The sequence below is a fragment of the Salmonella sp. SAL00672 genome, assembly GCF_046552175.1.
GTDB classification, from domain to species: domain Bacteria; phylum Pseudomonadota; class Gammaproteobacteria; order Enterobacterales; family Enterobacteriaceae; genus Salmonella; species Salmonella enterica.
Map to the genome: position 1 here is coordinate 13401 of NZ_JBGDUQ010000002.1, position 18812 is coordinate 32212.

At 54.3% G+C, this 18812-nt stretch carries 15 protein-coding genes; 7 read left to right on the plus strand and 8 right to left on the minus strand.

The window, feature by feature from the left end:
• Positions 1-138 precede the first annotated feature (138 nt).
• The 8 genes from prmA to ACLJTG_RS05865 all read right to left on the minus strand — a co-directional run bounded on the left by prmA (position 139) and on the right by ACLJTG_RS05865 (position 7738).
• Positions 139-1020, minus strand: coding sequence for a 50S ribosomal protein L11 methyltransferase (gene prmA / locus ACLJTG_RS05830; protein WP_001145849.1), 882 nt, complete (start codon positions 1018-1020; stop codon positions 139-141).
• An 11-nt stretch (positions 1021-1031) separates the two neighbouring features.
• Entirely contained in the window at positions 1032-2483 is a 1452-nt protein-coding gene (panF, locus tag ACLJTG_RS05835) for a sodium/pantothenate symporter (RefSeq protein ID WP_001175686.1), read from the minus strand.
• Entirely contained in the window at positions 2473-2715 is a 243-nt protein-coding gene (locus ACLJTG_RS05840) for a YhdT family protein (protein WP_000340016.1), read from the minus strand. Before ACLJTG_RS05840 ends, panF begins: the two co-directional genes overlap by 11 nt.
• 108 nt (positions 2716-2823) lie before the next feature.
• The gene (gene accC, locus ACLJTG_RS05845; protein WP_000884627.1) at positions 2824-4173 is read right to left on the minus strand and encodes an acetyl-CoA carboxylase biotin carboxylase subunit; all 1350 of its coding nucleotides are present in this window, start codon (positions 4171-4173) and stop codon (positions 2824-2826) included.
• A gap of 10 nt (positions 4174-4183) precedes the next feature.
• Positions 4184-4654: an acetyl-CoA carboxylase biotin carboxyl carrier protein gene (gene accB / locus ACLJTG_RS05850; RefSeq protein WP_000354626.1), complete on the minus strand. Its 471-nt coding sequence runs from the start codon at positions 4652-4654 to the stop codon at positions 4184-4186.
• 392 nt (positions 4655-5046) lie between these two features.
• On the minus strand, positions 5047-5625 hold the full coding sequence (gene msrQ / locus ACLJTG_RS05855) for a protein-methionine-sulfoxide reductase heme-binding subunit MsrQ (protein ID WP_410958959.1): 579 nt from the start codon (positions 5623-5625) through the stop codon (positions 5047-5049).
• A gap of 21 nt (positions 5626-5646) precedes the next feature.
• A complete protein-coding gene (gene msrP, locus ACLJTG_RS05860; protein ID WP_000723850.1) occupies positions 5647-6651 on the minus strand; it encodes a protein-methionine-sulfoxide reductase catalytic subunit MsrP in 1005 nt (334 codons plus the stop codon).
• A 112-nt stretch (positions 6652-6763) separates the two neighbouring features.
• Complete coding sequence (locus tag ACLJTG_RS05865) at positions 6764-7738, minus strand: MDR family oxidoreductase (protein ID WP_001148246.1); 975 nt, start codon at positions 7736-7738, stop codon at positions 6764-6766.
• 203 nt (positions 7739-7941) lie between these two features.
• On the opposite strand from ACLJTG_RS05865, the gene csrD reads away from it, so the two are divergent.
• From csrD to yhdP, 7 genes are all read left to right on the plus strand, one after another.
• Positions 7942-9882 (plus strand): RNase E specificity factor CsrD, encoded by a 1941-nt coding sequence (gene csrD, locus ACLJTG_RS05870; protein ID WP_001241384.1) that lies wholly within the window; start codon positions 7942-7944, stop codon positions 9880-9882.
• A gap of 307 nt (positions 9883-10189) precedes the next feature.
• Positions 10190-11233, plus strand: coding sequence for a rod shape-determining protein MreB (gene mreB, locus ACLJTG_RS05875; protein WP_000913396.1), 1044 nt, complete (start codon positions 10190-10192; stop codon positions 11231-11233).
• A 64-nt stretch (positions 11234-11297) separates the two neighbouring features.
• Entirely contained in the window at positions 11298-12350 is a 1053-nt protein-coding gene (gene mreC / locus ACLJTG_RS05880) for a rod shape-determining protein MreC (protein WP_000802538.1), read from the plus strand.
• Between the two features lie 2 nt (positions 12351-12352).
• Positions 12353-12841 (plus strand): rod shape-determining protein MreD, encoded by a 489-nt coding sequence (mreD, locus tag ACLJTG_RS05885; protein ID WP_000179403.1) that lies wholly within the window; start codon positions 12353-12355, stop codon positions 12839-12841.
• Between the two features lie 8 nt (positions 12842-12849).
• Positions 12850-13443, plus strand: a complete 594-nt coding sequence (locus ACLJTG_RS05890) for a Maf family protein (protein WP_000210307.1) — start codon at positions 12850-12852, stop codon at positions 13441-13443.
• The gene (rng, locus tag ACLJTG_RS05895; protein ID WP_000123188.1) at positions 13433-14902 is read left to right on the plus strand and encodes a ribonuclease G; all 1470 of its coding nucleotides are present in this window, start codon (positions 13433-13435) and stop codon (positions 14900-14902) included. The genes ACLJTG_RS05890 and rng overlap by 11 nt, the downstream gene beginning before the upstream one ends.
• Positions 14903-15008: 106 nt before the next feature.
• Positions 15009-18809 carry an AsmA2 domain-containing protein YhdP gene (gene yhdP / locus ACLJTG_RS05900; protein ID WP_079951569.1) on the plus strand — a complete coding sequence of 1267 codons (3801 nt, stop codon included), beginning with the start codon at positions 15009-15011 and terminating at the stop codon, positions 18807-18809.
• The last annotated feature ends 3 nt before the right edge of the window (positions 18810-18812 follow it).

Below are 18812 nucleotides of genomic sequence, written 5' to 3' on the forward strand. Positions count from 1 at the left end.
GCTGTTTATCCAGACGGATAGTGACAAAGAAGTCATTTCAGGCATTCATTTGATGAATTTAATGATGTCTCGGTGCCTGAAAGGCGTTAAGGCAGTTGTGTGGAGAAAAGCGTGGCCGGGCGACCACGCTGACAAGAATTATTTCTTACGGCCAGTAATGCGGCACCACTCTTCTTTTTCGACGACCGGGTCGAGAGTGAAAAGCTCGGCGTAAGCATCACAGACGCTTTCCGCCTGGCTGGCGAGAATACCTGAAAGCCCCAGCAGACCGCCCTCAACGGGCAGTACGCTGATTAACGGGGCCAGTTCGCGTAATGGGCCTGCCAGGATGTTAGCGACGACCACGTCGGCTTTCATGGCTTCTGGCTGGTCTTTCGGCAGGTACAGCTCCAGCCGGTCAGACACGCCGTTGCGTTCGGCATTATCGCGGCTGGCCTGAATAGCTTGCGGATCGATATCAATACCAATCGCTTTTGCCGCTCCCAGTTTCAGCGCGGCAATCGCCAGAATGCCTGAACCGCAGCCAAAGTCGATCACGGTTTTGCCGTTGAGATCGAGCCCGTCCAGCCATTGCAGACATAAAGAGGTGGTGGGGTGCGTACCCGTACCGAACGCCAGTCCCGGGTCGAGCATCACGTTGACGGCATTCTCGTCCGGAATGTCACGCCAGCTGGGACAAATCCACAGACGCTCGCCAAAACGCATCGGATGGAAATTATCCATCCATTCGCGTTCCCAGTCTTTATCTTCCAGTTGTTCGATTTTATGGGCAAATCCGGCACCCAGCAGCGGATGTTGCTCCAGAATCGCGACAACGTCTTTCATGTCGGTTTCGGCGTCGAACAGACCGATCACATCGGTATCGCCCCACAGACGGGTTTCGCCCGGCAACGGCTCAAAAACCGGCGTATCGTGCGTATCCTGAAAGGTAATGGAAACGGCGCCCGCTTCCATCAGCGCATCACTCAGCTCTTCAGCATTCGCGCCGGTGGTGTTCAGTTTCAATTGGATCCATGGCATGGCAAAACTCTTTATTTATCAGTAGACAATACGGTGGCTTGCGAAGCGGAAGAGCCGAATCGGTTTCCGATCAGAAAAGCCAATAAACTTAACAGTAACGCGGGCACAATCGGATGAAAGCCCAGGTACTGAATATTAAATGTGGCAAGCAGGGCATATAGCACGCCGCCCACGATCATGGCGCTTAATGCGCCTGCCGCGTTTGCCCGCTCCCAGTAAAGGCCCAGTACCAGCGGCCATAAGAACACCGCTTCCAGGCCGCCAAACGCCAGCAGGTTGAGCCAAATGATCATCTCTGGCGGTTTCCACGCGGCCAGCAGCAACAGCGCGCCTAGCAGTAATGTAATCACTGCCGACATACGCTTCAGCCGGATCTCATTTTGCATCTGATCGGGGCGCAGGTTGAGATAGAGATCTTTAATGATCGTCGCGGAACTTTGCAGCAGTTGGGCGTTAATTGTTGACATAATCGCCGCCATTGGCGCAGCAAGGAAGATCCCGGCGGCAAACGGCGGCAAAACTTTCACCATTAGCGTTGGGATCACCAGATCCGGCACCGTCAGATCCGGAAGCACCGCGCGACCCAGCGCGCCGGCAAGGTGCATCCCGAACATTAAAATCGCCACGACAATCGTACCGATAATAATGCCCCGGTGTACCGCTTTACTGTCTTTATAGGAGATGCAGCGCACCGCCGTATGCGGCAGGCCAATCACACCAAAACAGACCAGTACCCAAAAAGAGGTCATAAAGGCGGGAGAAAGTATGTCATCGGCGCCCTGCGGCGTTACCAGTTTGGGGTCGAGAGCGTGCAGCGTGTCAACGGCCTGACTTAGACCGCCCGCCGCATGCACCACGCCCACCAGCAGCACTATCGTGCCGACCAGCATCACCAGGCCCTGTAGCGTATCGTTAAGTACGCTGGCGCGAAAGCCGCCAAACGCCGTATAGAGTGCGATACTGACGCCAAATATCAGCAGGCCGGTTTCGTAGGGAATTCCCGCCGCGGTTTCCAGCAGTCGCGCGCCGCCGATAAATTGTACGGTCATTGCGCCAATAAACGCGACCAATAAACTCAGGCTTGCCAACCACACCAGCAGGCGGCTTTGGTAACGCGCGAATAGCATATCGTTAAGCGTGACGGCATTATAGCGACGCGCCAGGATAGCGAATTTTTTACCCAGAATACCCAGTGAAAGCCAGACGGCGGGAAGCTGGATCATCGCCAGCAAGACCCAGCCCAGACCGTATTTATAAGCCGCTCCGGGACCGCCGATAAATGAACTGGCGCTAATATAGGTGGCGGTAAGCGTCATCGCGAGCACGATCCCGCCCATCGAACGGCTGCCAAGAAAATATTCGTTTAAAAAGGTGCCGGCGGTACGCTTGCGCATAGCGTAAATCGAGACCCCGAAGACCACGATCAGATAGGCTACCAGCGGTAGAATGACCTCAAGCTGCATCGTCATCCTCCAGCGGAATATCGCGATAAATGAATTTCACCATCGCCCAGCACAGCAAAATAAAGACCAGCGGCGTCAATAAGCAGGCCATCTCGAACCAGTGCGGCAGACCGGTAATTCCCGGCGAGTCTCCAGGTAAGTAAGCAGCCACTAACCATGCCGCCAGATAGCAAAGGGTCAGCCACAGCGCCCAGCGCGCCTCTTTATGGGCCTGAACAAAACGAGCGTCCATTTTTTGTCCCTTATGGGTGAAGAAAGCGGGAATTGTACATGATGGGGCATCGCTATCCCCAGAAATAAAAAAGGCCGGATTCACCGGCCTTTTGAGATTAACGTGCGATTATTTTTCCTGAAGACCGAGTTTTTTCTCCAGATAGTGGATGTTGGTTCCACCGTGCTGGAAGTGCTCGTCATTCATGATGCGGGTCTGCAGATCGATATTGGTTTTGATACCATCGATAATCAGTTCCTGCAGGGCATTTTTCATACGGGCAATCGCCACGTCGCGGTTTTCACCGTAGCAGATGAGTTTGCCGATCATGGAATCATAGTACGGCGGCACCGTGTAGCCCGCGTAGATATGAGATTCCCAGCGAACGCCAAAGCCGCCAGGCGCATGGAAGCGCGTGATTTTGCCTGGGCTTGGCAGGAAGGTGTTCGGATCTTCGGCATTGATACGGCATTCTACCGCATGGCCTCGAACGACAACTTCGTCCTGTGTGATCGACAGCGGCTGACCCGCCGCGATGCGCAACTGCTCTTTGATCAAATCGACGCCGGTAATCATTTCAGTCACCGGGTGTTCAACCTGAATACGGGTGTTCATTTCGATGAAATAGAACTCGCCGTTTTCGAACAGGAATTCGAACGTCCCTGCGCCGCGATAGCCGATGTCTACGCACGCTTTCGCGCAGCGTTCGCCGATATAGCGACGCAGTTCCGGCGTAATGCCTGGCGCCGGGGCTTCTTCAACCACTTTCTGGTGGCGACGCTGCATGGAACAGTCGCGTTCCGCCAGATAGATAGCGTTGCCCTGGCCGTCCGCCAGCACCTGAATTTCGATGTGGCGTGGATTTTCCAGGTATTTTTCCATGTATACCATGTCGTTGCTGAAAGCTGCTTTCGCTTCCGCTTTGGTCATGGAGATGGACTGCGCCAGTTCAGCATCGCTACGAACCACGCGCATACCACGGCCGCCGCCGCCGCCGGACGCTTTGATGATCACCGGATAGCCAATACGTTTGGCATGAGCGCGGTTCGCATTCATATCGTCGCCCAGCGGGCCGTCAGATCCTGGTACGGTCGGCACGCCCGCTTTTTTCATCGCGGTAATCGCGGACACTTTATCGCCCATCAGGCGGATGGTGTCCGCTTTCGGGCCGATAAAGATAAAGCCGGAGCGTTCAACCTGCTCGGCAAAATTGGCGTTCTCAGAAAGGAAGCCGTAACCCGGGTGGATTGCCACCGCGCCGGTGATTTCAGCGGCGCTAATGATAGCCGGGATGTTCAGATAACTTTTTACGGACGGTGCCGGGCCAATACAGACCGTCTCATCCGCCAGCAATACGTGTTTTAAATCGCGATCCGCGCTTGAGTGCACAGCGACGGTCTTGATGCCGAGTTCTTTACAGGCTCGAAGAATACGTAGTGCGATCTCGCCGCGGTTGGCGATGACAATTTTATCCAACATGTTCGCCTCGTTACTCGATGACGACCAGTGGCTCGTCAAATTCTACCGGTTGACCACTTTCGACCAGAATCGCTTTCACAGTACCTGCTTTGTCAGCTTCGATCTGGTTCATCATTTTCATGGCTTCAACGATGCACAGGGTATCGCCCACGTTCACTTTCTGGCCCACTTCGATGAACGCTTTCGCGTCCGGGCTTGGGGTGCGGTAGAAAGTACCAACCATTGGGGAGCGTACGATGTGACCACTGATTTCCGCTGCGGCAGGCGCTTCCATTGCTGGAGTAGCCGCTGGCGCGACAGCGTTAGACAGAGCGGGTTGCTGCATCATCGGCGCCGCATAAGCCTGCTGCATCACCGGAAAACCGGCGTTTGCCGTTGTGCGGCTGATGCGAACAGATTCTTCGCCTTCAGAAATTTCCAGTTCGGAGATACCTGATTCTTCAACCAGCTCGATCAGTTTTTTAATCTTACGAATATCCATGAGTGGGTTCCGTACTCTTTGTTTAGTGTGATTGTGACAGGCGTTTTAGTGCCGTCTGTAAAGCATGTGAATGACTGCCGCGGGTAAAATACCGCGCATCTTTGATTTGCCTGTTATGCCGTAGCACCCGAAGGTGAAATTCATGATTTGCCAGTCATTGTGTGGCTATCTTCTGCCATTTTCGGGCAAAAAACAAAATATACCTTCATTGCTCGATTGTCACCCTTTCTGCGAACGAAAATCGCCGTTGGGGAATGTAAAGTCGCACATTATAACTATTTCGTCGCAATTGGCAGCTAAATACTGGTCTTATCAGGGAAGATAATCAACCCGAAACATAAAAAGGACATTACCTGTTTTGCGTTTTGCAATCGACCGCACAGTTCACCAAACTAGCGCCACCACTGGCGAAACTTCCGGTAACGCAACGCTAAAAGGGCTAACGCTAATGCCGCGTAGATGACCGGTTGCGGTGATAAAATCTTTACCGACCACAGGTAATGTATGGGAGCCAGGATCGCGACAAGATAGACGACGTTATGCAATGTTTGCCAGCGTTTGCCCAATTTACGCTGCGCAAATTGCGTTGAGGTCAACGTTAGCGCCAATAACACCAGCCAGCTAATGATCCCAAGCGTCAAATAAGGGCGTGAAATCAACTCGCTTCCTAACAACGCCAGGTTATGTATCCCCAGTTCCAGTAAGGCATAGCTGGTTAAATGCAGCGTAGCCCAAACGAAACACCATAACCCCAACAGGCGGCGTGTGCGTATCAATAATGGCTGTTTAGCGTAGCGCGCCAGCGGTGAAACCAGCAAGGTGGCGAGCAAAAATTTGAGCGCGGTTCTGCCGGTAAAGTGTTGGATATCCTTTACCGGGTCTGCGCTGAGTCCACCGTGATTTATCGCCCAAAAGAGCCACAGAAGCGGCAAAAAACCGGCAAGATGCAGACAAACTTTTAGCCAGGTTATCTATTTTACTGTCAGACGCACTTAAAAATTCTCCCGCAAATTGAGACCGCGATACAGCGAAGCGACTTCATTGGCGTAGCCGTTAAACAGCAGCGTCGGCTGCCTTTGCACATCAAGGATACCGCCTGAACCAATAAAGCGTTCGGTAGCCTGAGACCAGCGTGGATGATCCACATGCGGGTTCACATTGGCGTAAAAACCATATTCGTTGGGAGCCGACAAATTCCAGGTGGTTGGCGGACGTTCGCGGGTGAGTTTAATGCTGACAATAGATTTAATACCTTTAAAACCATACTTCCATGGAACGATGAGTCGAATGGGCGCGCCGTTTTGCGGGGGTAACGCCTTACCATAGACGCCAACGGTCATCAGAGTCAGCGGATGCATGGCTTCATCCAGACGTAGCCCTTCGACATAAGGGTATTTCAGTCCGCCGCCAATAAAGCGATCTTTCTGTCCTGGCATATCATCCGGCGCGTATAGCGTTTCGAATGCCACATATTTAGCGTGGCTGGTGGGCTGTGCCTGCGCGAGTAGCTTATATAAAGGGAAACCAATCCACGGCACGACCATGGACCACGCTTCGACGCAGCGCATTCGATAGATACGCTCTTCTAATGGGAAACGATGTGTTAAATCGTCGTAATCCAGCGTAAATGGCTTCGCGACTTCCCCGCTGATTTTCAACGTCCACGGTTCGGTTTTCAGACTTCCGGCATTGGCCGCCGGGTCGGCTTTATCAAGGCCAAACTCATAGAAATTGTTGTAGCCCGTCACCTTATCTTCCGGCGTTAACGCTAAATCGCTTCGCCAGGCGGCAGGCTGACTAAACTCAAGCGGTTTACCGGCAGGCGCTTTCGGACGATCGTTGCCTTTAAACCAACTGAAGAGATCGGCCTGCGCCGTTGAGGGTAAGGATAAGGCGGCCGCGCTGATGCCTAATGCTTTTAGCACCTGTCGGCGCTGCATAAAAAAAGCCGATTCCGCAGTCACATCGGCTTCTGTTAATAGACGTATCTTTTTCATCACAGACTCCCGGTCTACCCACCACAACATGGCGTGTAGTGAATATGACAGGGAGTGTGTCAATGTGTAAAAATAAATAGTTAATTAAGTGTAAATTTTTTTATACGTGACGTTATTTTATCTTCACCAGCGTACGGCCCTGAACCTGATTATTGATGATGGCATCGGCGAACTTCGGCGCATCCGCCAGCGTAATCTCTGTGGCGGCCTGAGCATAGAACGATTCCGGCAGATCCTTAACCAAACGCGCCCAGGCTTCTGCGCGACGTGCCGGTGGGGTCATCACCGAGTCCACCCCTTGCAAACGCACATTACGCAGAATGAATGGCATAACGGTGGTCGGCAGCGCGAAGCCGCCCGCCAGGCCGCAGGCGGCCACGCAACCGCCATAGTTCATCTGTGCCAGCACTTTCGCCAGCACTTTATCGCCAACGGTATCAATTGCACCGGCCCACAGCTGTTTTTCCAACGGGCGAGATTCAGCAAACTCATCGCGGCTGAGAATACGGTTAGCTCCCAGGCTCTTAAGATAGCCGTGGGTGCTTTCACGTCCTGATACTGCTGCAACCTGATAGCCCAGCTTATGCAGTAATGCAACGGCAGTGCTGCCCACGCCGCCGCTGGCGCCGGTGACGACAACCTCACCGTCTTGCGGGCGAATACCTGCATCTTCAAGCGCCATGACGCACAGCATGGCGGTAAAACCGGCGGTGCCGATGATCATGGCGTTACGGCTGCTCAGTCCCGCAGGCAGCGCGACCAGCCAGTCGCCTTTAACGCGTGCGCGTTCGGCCAGGCCGCCCCAGTGGTTTTCGCCCACGCCCCAGCCAGTCAGTAGTACTTCCTGGCCTGCATGAAAGCGAGGATCTTCGCTTGCGTGAACGGTGCCGGCGAAATCAATACCAGGAATCATCGGAAAATGACGGATAATTTTCCCTTTTCCGGTGATAGCCAGAGCATCTTTATAATTCAGGCTGGACCAGTGGACATCCACCGTCACATCACCTGCCGGCAGTTGACTCTCTTCGAGATGTTGCACGGATGCGAGGGTTTTACCGTCCTGCTGTTCTAAGATCAACGCCTGCATAACCTGTCCTCACTTTACATGGTAGATTGGAAAAATAGCTACGAAGACTATACTCGCTAATTAAAACGTGATGCCGATGCAACGCAATAAATTGCCAGATAGATCCATTTTGGTAGTATGCCTGCTTCATTGCGCGCCGTGGCGAATTCCGCCTTCAGATTCGCTTTTTCATACTGTTTATAACCGTCGGAGTTAACTCAAGGATGCGATTAACGACGAAATTTTCAGCTTTTATCACGCTGCTCACGGGGTTAACGATCTTCGTGACTCTGATAGGTTGCTCGCTAAGCTTTTATAACGCCGTACAGTATAAGTATGTCAGCCGTGTGCAGGCGACGGCGACAGCCATTGATACGCACCTGGTGACCCATGATATTGTCTCGCTGACGCCGCGAATCGACGAACTCATGATCGCTTCCGATATTGTGCGTGTCGATCTGTTGCAGGGGGAGCGCAGCGTCTACAGCCATTCTCGCGCCAGAGGTTATCGGCCAGCCGGCACCAGCGACATGTATCGCGAGCTGGTCGTACCGCTGATAAAACATCCAGGAATGTCGCTACGTCTGGTTTATCAGGACCCGATGGGCAACTATTTTCACTCACTGATCACCACGGCGCCGCTGACGCTGGCGATCGGTTTTATCGTTCTGATTTTGTTTTTATCGGTGCGCTGGCTGCAGCGGCAGCTTTCCGGGCAAGAGCTTCTGGAAATTCGCTCAACGCGTATTCTGAACGGCGAACGTGGGGCGAATGTCCGCGGTTCTGTTTACGAATGGCCAGCGCGCACCAGTAGCGCGCTTGATGTATTGCTTTCCGAAATTCAGTTTGCTCACGAACAGCGTAGCCGCCTGGACACCCTCATTCGCTCCTACGCCGCGCAGGACACCAAAACCGGACTCGGTAACCGTCTGTTCTTTGATAACCAGCTGGCGACGCTGCTGGAAGATCAGGAAAAAGTGGGAGTGCATGGCGTGGTGATGATGATCCGCTTGCCAGACTTCAATCTTCTGCGCGACAGCCTGGGAGGCAATCAGGCGGAAGAGCAGATGTTTATGCTTATCAATCTGCTATCGACATTTATTATGCGTTACCCAAGCTCGCTGCTGGCGCGTTATCACCGCAGCGACTTTGCCGTGCTGCTACCGCATCGAACGCTGAAAGAAGCGGAAAGTATTGCCGGACAACTTTTAAAAGCTGTCGATGCGCTACCGGCTAACAAAATGCTTGATCGTGACGATATGGTACATATCGGCATTTGCGCCTGGCGCAGCGGACAGTCCACCGAGCAGGTGATGGAACATGCTGAAGCCGCGGCGCGGAACGCCGCCCTGCAGGGGGGAAATAGCTGGGCTATCTACGACGACACGCTGCCGGAAAAAGGGCGCGGCAATGTGCGCTGGCGCACATTGATTGAGCAGATGCTGAACCGGGGCGGACCGCGACTTTATCAAAAACCGGCGGTCACGCGAGAAGGTCGCGTACATCATCGGGAATTGATGTGTCGCATCTATGACGGTAAAGAAGAGGTGAGCTCGGCGGAGTATATGCCGATGGTGTTGCAATTTGGTTTATCGGAAGAGTATGACAGATTACAAATTAGCCGCCTGATTACGTTGCTGGGCTACTGGCCGGATGAAAATCTGGCAATGCAGTTGACGGTTGAGTCGCTGATTCGTCCGCGTTTTCAGCGCTGGTTGCGCGATACGTTAATGCAGTGTGAAAAATCACAGCGAAATCGCATAATTATTGAACTTGCGGAGGCAGATGTTTGTCAACACATCAGCCGGTTACAACCCATCCTTCGCTTAGTCAATGCGCTTGGCGTTCGGGTGGCGGTGACACAGGCGGGTTTGACGCTGGTTAGCACGAGCTGGATTAAAGCGCTCAATGTGGAATTACTCAAGCTGCATCCGAGTCTGGTCAGAAACATTGAGAAGCGAACGGAAAACCAGCTTCTGGTTCAAAGTCTGGTAGAGGCCTGCGCGGGCACGCCTACGCAGGTTTACGCGACGGGCGTCCGTTCGCGCGGCGAGTGGCAGACGCTGACAAAACGCGGCGTGGCTGGCGGGCAGGGTGATTTTTTTGCCTCCTCCCAACTACTTGACACAAACGTGAAAAAATATTCGCAAAGATACTCGGTTTAACCTGCCGTTTAATTTGTTTTCACGTAGAATAACGCGCGCTGCGCCTCATGGGGGTGTGCTTGTCTGCTCGCCAGATTGTTGCAGCAAATATGCAGGTGAATGACCTTTGACAGGTTGCAAACGAAGGCGAGGATTGCTGCTGATTTTTTCAGCCCTGAGGGACTCAGGCCGAGATTTGTAACAAAGGAAACGAACTGCACTAATTTTCACCGTAGCAGATGATTTTTGCGCCTTGTCGCTGCTGCGTGTGGTTGGTAAAGTAAGCGGATTTTGTTTTCCGCCCCAGCTTTCAGGATTATCCCTTAGTATGTTGAAAAAATTTCGTGGCATGTTTTCCAATGACCTGTCCATTGACCTGGGTACCGCGAATACCCTCATTTATGTAAAAGGACAAGGCATCGTATTGAATGAGCCTTCCGTTGTGGCCATTCGTCAGGATCGTGCCGGTTCGCCGAAAAGCGTGGCTGCAGTCGGTCATGATGCGAAGCAGATGCTGGGCCGTACGCCGGGCAATATCGCTGCGATCCGTCCGATGAAAGACGGCGTTATCGCTGACTTCTTTGTGACCGAAAAAATGCTCCAGCACTTTATTAAACAAGTGCACAGCAACAGCTTTATGCGCCCAAGCCCGCGCGTACTGGTATGCGTGCCGGTCGGCGCGACGCAGGTAGAACGCCGCGCGATTCGTGAATCCGCTCAGGGCGCAGGCGCCCGTGAAGTCTTTTTGATCGAAGAGCCGATGGCGGCCGCGATCGGCGCAGGTCTGCCAGTTTCTGAAGCAACCGGTTCAATGGTTGTGGATATCGGTGGTGGTACCACTGAAGTTGCCGTGATCTCCCTGAACGGCGTGGTTTACTCTTCTTCTGTCCGTATTGGTGGTGATCGCTTCGACGAAGCCATCATTAATTACGTTCGTCGTAACTACGGTTCTCTGATCGGTGAAGCCACCGCAGAACGTATTAAACACGAAATCGGTTCCGCTTATCCGGGCGACGAAGTCCGCGAGATTGAAGTGCGTGGCCGTAACCTGGCGGAAGGCGTTCCACGCGGCTTTACCCTGAACTCAAACGAGATTCTGGAAGCGTTGCAGGAACCGTTGACCGGTATCGTCAGCGCGGTAATGGTGGCGCTGGAACAGTGTCCGCCGGAGCTGGCGTCAGACATCTCCGAGCGCGGTATGGTGCTCACCGGCGGCGGCGCGCTGCTGCGTAACCTTGACCGTCTGTTAATGGAAGAGACGGGCATTCCTGTCGTGGTTGCTGAAGATCCGCTGACCTGTGTGGCGCGCGGCGGCGGCAAGGCGCTGGAAATGATCGATATGCACGGCGGCGACCTGTTCAGCGAAGAGTAGTTGGATACGGGCAGGATTATCCCTGGATTGTCCTGCCTCTCCGACGCGAGAATACGCATAGCCTATGAAGCCAATTTTTAGCCGTGGCCCGTCGCTACAGATTCGCCTTATTCTGGCGGTGCTGGTGGCGCTCGGCGTTATCATTGCCGACAGCCGCCTGGGGACGTTCAGTCAAATCCGAACGTACATGGACACTGCCGTCAGTCCTTTCTATTTTATTTCAAACGGCCCTCGTGAACTGCTCGACAGCGTGTCGCAAACGCTGGCTTCTCGCGACCAGCTTGAGCTGGAAAACCGGGCGCTGCGCCAGGAATTACTGCTAAAAAACAGCGACCTGCTGATGCTGGGGCAGTACAAACAGGAGAACGCGCGGTTGCGCGAGCTGCTGGGGTCGCCGCTGCGTCAGGACGAGCAGAAAATGGTGACGCAGGTTATTTCAACGGTTAACGATCCTTACAGCGATCAGGTCGTTATCGATAAAGGCAGCGTTAATGGCGTATATGAAGGTCAACCGGTCATTAGCGACAAAGGTGTCGTAGGGCAGGTTGTCGCCGTGGCGAAACTGACCAGCCGCGTGTTGCTGATTTGCGATGCGACTCATGCGCTGCCGATTCAGGTACTGCGCAATGACATCCGCGTGATTGCCGCCGGTAACGGCTGTACTGACGATCTTCAGCTTGAACATCTGCCCGCCAATACCGATATTCGCGTTGGCGATGTGCTGGTAACGTCCGGACTTGGTGGGCGTTTCCCGGAAGGGTATCCGGTGGCGGTGGTCTCCTCCGTCAAGCTGGACACTCAGCGCGCCTATACCGTCATTCAGGCACGTCCAACCGCGGGTTTGCAGCGTTTGCGCTATCTGCTGCTGTTGTGGGGAGCCGATCGTAACGGCGCCAATCCGATGACGCCGGAAGAGGTTCACCGCGTCGCCAATGAGCGCCTGATGCAGATGATGCCGCAGGTGTTGCCTTCTCCGGATGCGATGGGGCCGCCGGCGCCAGTGCCGGACCCGGCGACGGGGATTACTCAGCCATCTGCGGGCCAGACGGCGCCGGTATCAACGCAACCATCGCCTTCGGGCGCGACCACGCCGCCTGCGCGTGCGCCGGGAGGGTAATGGTGGCGAGCTATCGTAGCCAGGGGCGCTGGGTTATCTGGCTCTCTTTTCTTATTGCGCTGTTGCTGCAAATCATGCCCTGGCCGGACGACATCATTGTTTTCCGGCCAAACTGGGTTTTGCTCATCTTACTGTACTGGATTCTGGCCCTGCCGCACCGCGTAAATGTGGGGACGGGATTTGTGATGGGTGCCATACTTGATCTCATCAGCGGTTCCACACTTGGCGTGCGCGCTCTGTCGATGAGTATTGTCGCCTATCTGGTCGCTCTGAAATTCCAGCTCTTCCGTAACCTGGCGCTCTGGCAGCAGGCGCTGGTGGTAATGTTGCTTTCACTGGCCGTGGACATTATTGTTTTCTGGGCCGAGTTTTTAGTGATCAACGTCTCTTTCAGACCGGAAGTGTTCTGGAGTAGTGTAGTCAATGGCGTGCTGTGGCCCTGGCTCTTTTTGCTGATGCGTAAAGTACGCCAGCAGTTTGCTGTGCAATAAAGGTCGATATGACAACTCTGTATCTTGCTTCCGGTTCCCCGCGTCGCCAGGAATTATTGACTCAACTTGGATTTTCATTCGAGCAGGTCGTGCCTGGTATTGAAGAGCAACGGCGTGCTCAGGAAAGCGCGCAGCAGTATGTTGTTCGGCTGGCGCGCGAAAAGGCGCAGGCTGGCGTGGCGCTGGTTCCCCGTGATCTGCCGGTGTTGGGCGCGGATACGATAGTCGTGTTAAACGGCGAGGTGCTGGAAAAGCCGCGCGACGCCGCTCATGCCGCAGAAATGCTGCGTTTGCTTTCCGGAAATACGCATCAGGTGATGACTGCTGTTGCGCTTGCGGACTCGCAGCAGACGCTGGATTGTGTGGTGGTAACGGAGGTGACTTTCCGCACGCTTTCTGCGCAGGATATTACTGGCTATGTCGCCAGCGGCGAGCCTTTAGATAAAGCAGGTGCATACGGTATTCAGGGGCAGGGTGGCTGTTTTGTCAGGAAGATAAATGGCAGCTACCACGCCGTGGTCGGCTTACCGCTGGTTGAAACGTATGAGTTGTTGAGTCATTTTAACGCACTGCGTGATAAAAGGGATAAACATGACGGCTGAATTGTTGGTAAACGTAACGCCATCGGAAACGCGCGTGGCGTACATTGATGGCGGTATTCTTCAGGAAATCCATATTGAGCGCGAAGCGCGACGCGGAATCGTAGGCAATATCTACAAAGGTCGTGTAAGTCGTGTACTTCCAGGTATGCAGGCGGCTTTTGTAGATATTGGGCTGGATAAAGCCGCATTTCTTCACGCTTCCGACATTATGCCGCATACCGAATGCGTGGCGGGCGACGAGCAAAAACAGTTTACCGTGCGCGATATCTCCGAACTGGTGCGTCAGGGACAGGATCTGATGGTGCAGGTAGTGAAAGATCCGCTCGGCACGAAAGGCGCGCGTTTGACCACGGACATCACGTTGCCCTCCCGTTACCTTGTTTTTATGCCCGGCGCGTCACACGTTGGCGTTTCCCAGCGTATCGAAAGCGAAAGTGAACGCGAGCGCCTGAAAAAGGTGGTGGCGGAATACTGCGACGAACAGGGCGGGTTTATTATCCGCACCGCGGCGGAAGGCGTGTGTGAAGAGGATCTCGCGTCTGACGCCGCCTATCTCAAGCGCGTCTGGACGAAAGTCATGGAGCGCAAAAAGCGTCCGCAAACACGCTACCAGATGTATGGCGAACTGGCGCTGGCGCAGCGCGTGCTGCGCGATTTCGCCGATGCGCAGTTGGACCGAATTCGCGTCGACTCACGTCTGACCTATGAGTCGCTGCTGGAGTTTACCGCAGAATACATCCCGGAAATGACCAGTAAGCTGGAGCATTACAGTGGCCATCAGCCGATCTTCGATCTTTATGACGTGGAAAATGAGATCCAGCGCGCGCTGGAGCGTAAGGTTGAACTCAAGTCCGGCGGTTATCTGATTATCGACCAAACCGAAGCGATGACGACGGTAGATATCAATACCGGCGCGTTTGTCGGACACCGTAATCTCGACGACACCATTTTTAATACCAATATTGAAGCGACTCAGGCCATTGCCCGCCAGCTACGCCTGCGTAATCTGGGCGGCATTATCATTATCGATTTTATCGACATGAATAATGAAGATCATCGCCGCCGGGTGCTGCATTCGCTGGAACAGGCGTTAAGTAAGGATCGCGTGAAAACCAGTATTAACGGTTTTTCGCCGCTGGGGCTGGTGGAAATGACCCGTAAACGGACTCGTGAAAGCGTGGAACATGTGCTTTGTAACGAATGTCCAACCTGTCATGGCCGCGGGACGGTAAAAACGGTGGAAACCGTCTGCTATGAGATCATGCGTGAAATTGTACGTGTTCATCACGCTTATGACTCCGATCGCTTCCTGGTTTATGCTTCTCCTGCGGTGGCGGAAGCGCTGAAAGGCGAAGAATCACACGCGCTGGCGGAAGTCGAAATCTTTGTCGGCAAACAGGTTAAAGTTCAGGTCGAACCGCTTTATAACCAGGAGCAGTTTGACGTCGTAATGATGTAAAAGACCGCGACCCGTACGAGCATTTGCAGGCCGGATAAGGCGTTCACGCCGCCGTCCGGCAAAGCAAGGTTGTGAGTCGTATTTTTTGGCAGACAAGGAGAGACGCGTGAGGCGATTGCCGGGGATTTTATTGCTCACTGGAGCCGCGCTCATCGTCATTGCAGCGCTGCTGGTTAGCGGGCTGCGCCTGGCGTTGCCTCATCTTGACGCCTGGCGTCCGGCTATCCTGAATAAAATTGAGTCTGTGACCGGCGTGCCGGTGGCCGCCAGCCAACTCTCCGCAAGCTGGCAAAATTTTGGCCCTACGCTGGAAGCGCATAATATTCATGCCGCCCTGAAAGATGGCGGCGAACTGTCGATAAAACGCGTTACGCTGGCGCTGGACGTCTGGCAAAGCCTGTTGCATATGCGCTGGCAGTTTCGCGACCTGACCTTCTGGCAACTCAATTTCCGCACCAACACGCCTCTTCAAAGCAGCGACGGCGAAGGCATCGAAACCAGCCGTTTAAGCGATCTTTTCCTGCGTCAGTTCGATCATTTCGATCTGCGCGATAGCCAAATCAGTTTTCTGACGCTTTCCGGACAACGCGCGGAGCTGGCGATCCCACAGCTTACCTGGCTAAACGGCAAAGAGCGGCACCGCGCCGAAGGCGAGGTCAGCCTCTCCAGCCTGACCGGGCAGCACGGCGTGATGCAGGTGCGGATGGATTTACGCGATGACGACGGTTTGCTGAATAACGGCAGAGTCTGGTTACAGGCCGACGATATTGACGTCAAGCCGTGGCTGGGCAAATGGATGCAGGATAATGTGGCGCTCCAGACGGCGCGTTTCAGTCTGGAAGGCTGGATGACGCTCAGTAAAGGCGAAATCGCCGGAGGAGACGTCTGGCTGAAACAGGGCGGCGCAAGCTGGCTGGGCGATAACACGACGCACACGCTGTCTGTCGATAACCTGACGGCGCAGATTAGCCGCGAGCAGCCGGGCTGGCAGTTTTATATTCCGGACACACGGATTACGCTTGATGGCAAACCCTGGCCGAGCGGAGCCTTAACCGTGGCCTGGCTCCCGCAGCAGGACGTCGGCGGCGAGAATCACACACGTAGCGATGAGCTACGCATTCGCGCCAGTAATCTTGAACTGGCGGGGCTGGAAGCATTACGTCCGCTGGCGGCTAAACTGTCGCCTGTGCTGGGCGAAATATGGCAGGCTACGCAGCCGAGCGGAAAGATCGCCACACTGGCGCTGGATATTCCGCTACAGGCGACCGAAAAAACGCGTTTTCAGGCATCGTGGGAAAACCTTGCCTGGAAACAGTGGAAGCTGTTGCCCGGCGCGGAACATTTTTCCGGTACGCTGGCGGGAAGCGTAGAAGACGGGCAGATGAAGGTTGCGATGCAGCAGGCTAAGATGCCCTATGAAACCGTTTTTCGCGCGCCGCTGGAAATTGAAAACGGCGTCGCGACGCTTAGTTGGTTGAAGAATGAGAACGGCTTTCAGCTTGATGGCCGCGACATTGACGTCAAAGCAAAGGCGGTACATGCGCGCGGCGGGTTCCGCTATCTGCAACCGACGGGCGACGAACCGTGGCTGGGTATTCTGGCCGGAATCAGTACCGATGATGGATCTCAGGCGTGGCGCTATTTTCCGGAAAACCTGATGGGCAAAGCGCTGGTCGATTACCTTAGCGGCGCGATTCAGGGCGGCGAGGCGGATAACGCCACGTTGGTTTACGGTGGTAACCCGCACCTCTTTCCCTATAAACATAACGAAGGTCAGTTTGAAGTGCTGGTGCCGCTACGCAATGCGACGTTTGCTTTTCAACCCGACTGGCCGGCGCTAAAAAATCTCAACATTGAACTGGATTTCCTGAACGACGGTCTGTGGATGCGTTCGGATAGCGTCGATTTGGGCGGGGTGAAGGCCAGCAAACTCGCGGCGGCGATTCCGGATTATTCCAAAGAGAAACTGCTCATTGATGCCGATATTAACGGGCCGGGAAAAGCCGTTGGGCCTTATTTTGACCAGACGCCGCTAAAAGACTCGCTTGGCTCGACGCTGGCGGAGCTCCAATTAGATGGCGATGTGAATGCTCGCTTACATCTTGATATTCCGCTGGACGGAGAACAGGTTACCGCCGAGGGCGATGTCTCGTTGCGTAATAACAGTCTGTTTATTAAGCCGCTAAACAGCACGCTCAAAAATCTGAACGGTAAATTCAGCTTTGTGAATGGCGCGCTAAAAAGCGGGCCGCTGACGGCAAACTGGTTTAATCAGCCGCTTAACCTGGATTTCAGTACGACGGAAGGGGCAAAAGCCTATCAGGTCGCCGTCAACCTGAACGGTAACTGGCAACCAACGCGTATGGGCGTCTTACCGCCGCAACTGAATGACGCCCTGAGCGGCAGCGTGACGTGGAATGGTAAAGTCGGCATCGATCTTCCGTATCACGCTGACACCACTTATCACATCGAGCTGAATGGCGATCTGAGAAATGTGAGCAGTCACTTACCTTCTCCGCTAAATAAACCCGCAGGCGAAGCCATTCCGGTGAACATTCAGGCTGACGGCAACCTGAAAAGTTTTGCGCTAACGGGGAGCGCAGGGAGTAAAAATCACTTTAACAGCCGCTGGTTATTAAATCAGAAGCTGACGTTGGATCGGGCTATCTGGACGACGGACAGCCGGACGATTCCGCCATTACCTGCTCAACAAGGCGTTGAGCTCAATCTGCCGGCGCTGGATGGCGCGCAGTGGCTGGCGTTATTCCAGAAAGGCGCGGCGGATAACGTGAGCAGTTCGGCCGAGTTTCCTCAACGCGTCACGTTGCGTACTCCCGCGCTATCGCTGGGCGGCCAGCAGTGGAACAATTTGAGCGTCGTTTCAGCCCCCTCGCTGAACGGAACAAAAATTGAAGCGCAGGGCCGTGAGGTGAACGCCACGCTGCTCATGCGCAACCATGCGCCGTGGCTGGCGAACATTAAGTACCTGTATTACAACCCTGGTGTCGCAAAAACGCACGCCTCGTCACCAACGCCGACATCGCCGTTGGCTTCGGCGAACACGATTAGCTTCCGCGGCTGGCCGGACTTACAGCTTCGCTGCGAAGAGTGCTGGCTATGGGGGCAAAAATATGGGCGTATTGATGGCGATTTCGCCATCAAAGGCAATACGCTGACTCTGGCGAATGGCCTGATCGATACCGGATTCGCCCGTTTGAAAGCGAACGGCGAGTGGGTGAATGCGCCGGGTAATGAACGAACCTCGCTGAAAGGTAGTCTGCATGGTAGTAACCTCGACACGGCTGCCGGGTTCTTCGGCATCTCGACGCCAATCCAGAACGCGTCTTTTAACGTAGATTACGATCTGCACTGGCGAAACCCGCCCTGGCAACCTGAGGAAGCCACGCTCAACGGGATTTTACGTACGCGTCTGGGCAAAGGCGAGTTTACTGATCTCAGTAGCGGTCATGCCGGACAGTTACTGCGGCTGCTCAGTTTTGATGCGTTGCTGCGTAAGCTGCGGTTTGACTTCAGAGATACCTTTAGCGAGGGCTTCTATTTCGACTCTATTCATAGTACCGCGTGGATTAAAGATGGCGTCCTGCATACTGACGATACGCTGGTGGATGGGCTGGAAGCGGATATTGCAATGAAAGGTTCTGTTGATCTGGTGCGTCGTCGTCTTGATATGGAGGCCGTTGTCGCGCCGGAAATTTCCGCCACCGTGGGCGTCGCTGCCGCGTTTGCCGTTAACCCGATTGTCGGCGCGGCGGTATTTGCCGCCAGTAAAGTGTTGGGGCCGCTATGGAGCAAGGTCTCCATTCTGCGTTATCGCATTACCGGTCCGGTCGATGCGCCGCAGATCAACGAAGTTCTGCGCCAACCGAGAAAAGAAAGCCAGCAATGATTT

Bases quoted from the DNA above. Each gene is read 5' to 3' on its own strand.
- prmA (WP_001145849.1), bottom strand. From the start codon at position 1,020: ATGCCATGGATCCAATTGAAACTGAACACCACCGGCGCGAATGCTGAA.
- panF (WP_001175686.1), bottom strand. From the start codon at position 2,483: ATGCAGCTTGAGGTCATTCTACCGCTGGTAGCCTATCTGATCGTGGTC.
- ACLJTG_RS05840 (WP_000340016.1), bottom strand. From the start codon at position 2,715: ATGGACGCTCGTTTTGTTCAGGCCCATAAAGAGGCGCGCTGGGCGCTG.
- accC (WP_000884627.1), bottom strand. From the start codon at position 4,173: ATGTTGGATAAAATTGTCATCGCCAACCGCGGCGAGATCGCACTACGT.
- accB (WP_000354626.1), bottom strand. From the start codon at position 4,654: ATGGATATTCGTAAGATTAAAAAACTGATCGAGCTGGTTGAAGAATCA.
- msrP (WP_000723850.1), bottom strand. From the start codon at position 6,651: ATGAAAAAGATACGTCTATTAACAGAAGCCGATGTGACTGCGGAATCG.
- ACLJTG_RS05865 (WP_001148246.1), bottom strand. From the start codon at position 7,738: ATGCAGGCGTTGATCTTAGAACAGCAGGACGGTAAAACCCTCGCATCC.
- csrD (WP_001241384.1), top strand. From the start codon at position 7,942: ATGCGATTAACGACGAAATTTTCAGCTTTTATCACGCTGCTCACGGGG.
- mreB (WP_000913396.1), top strand. From the start codon at position 10,190: ATGTTGAAAAAATTTCGTGGCATGTTTTCCAATGACCTGTCCATTGAC.
- mreC (WP_000802538.1), top strand. From the start codon at position 11,298: ATGAAGCCAATTTTTAGCCGTGGCCCGTCGCTACAGATTCGCCTTATT.
- ACLJTG_RS05890 (WP_000210307.1), top strand. From the start codon at position 12,850: ATGACAACTCTGTATCTTGCTTCCGGTTCCCCGCGTCGCCAGGAATTA.
- rng (WP_000123188.1), top strand. From the start codon at position 13,433: ATGACGGCTGAATTGTTGGTAAACGTAACGCCATCGGAAACGCGCGTG.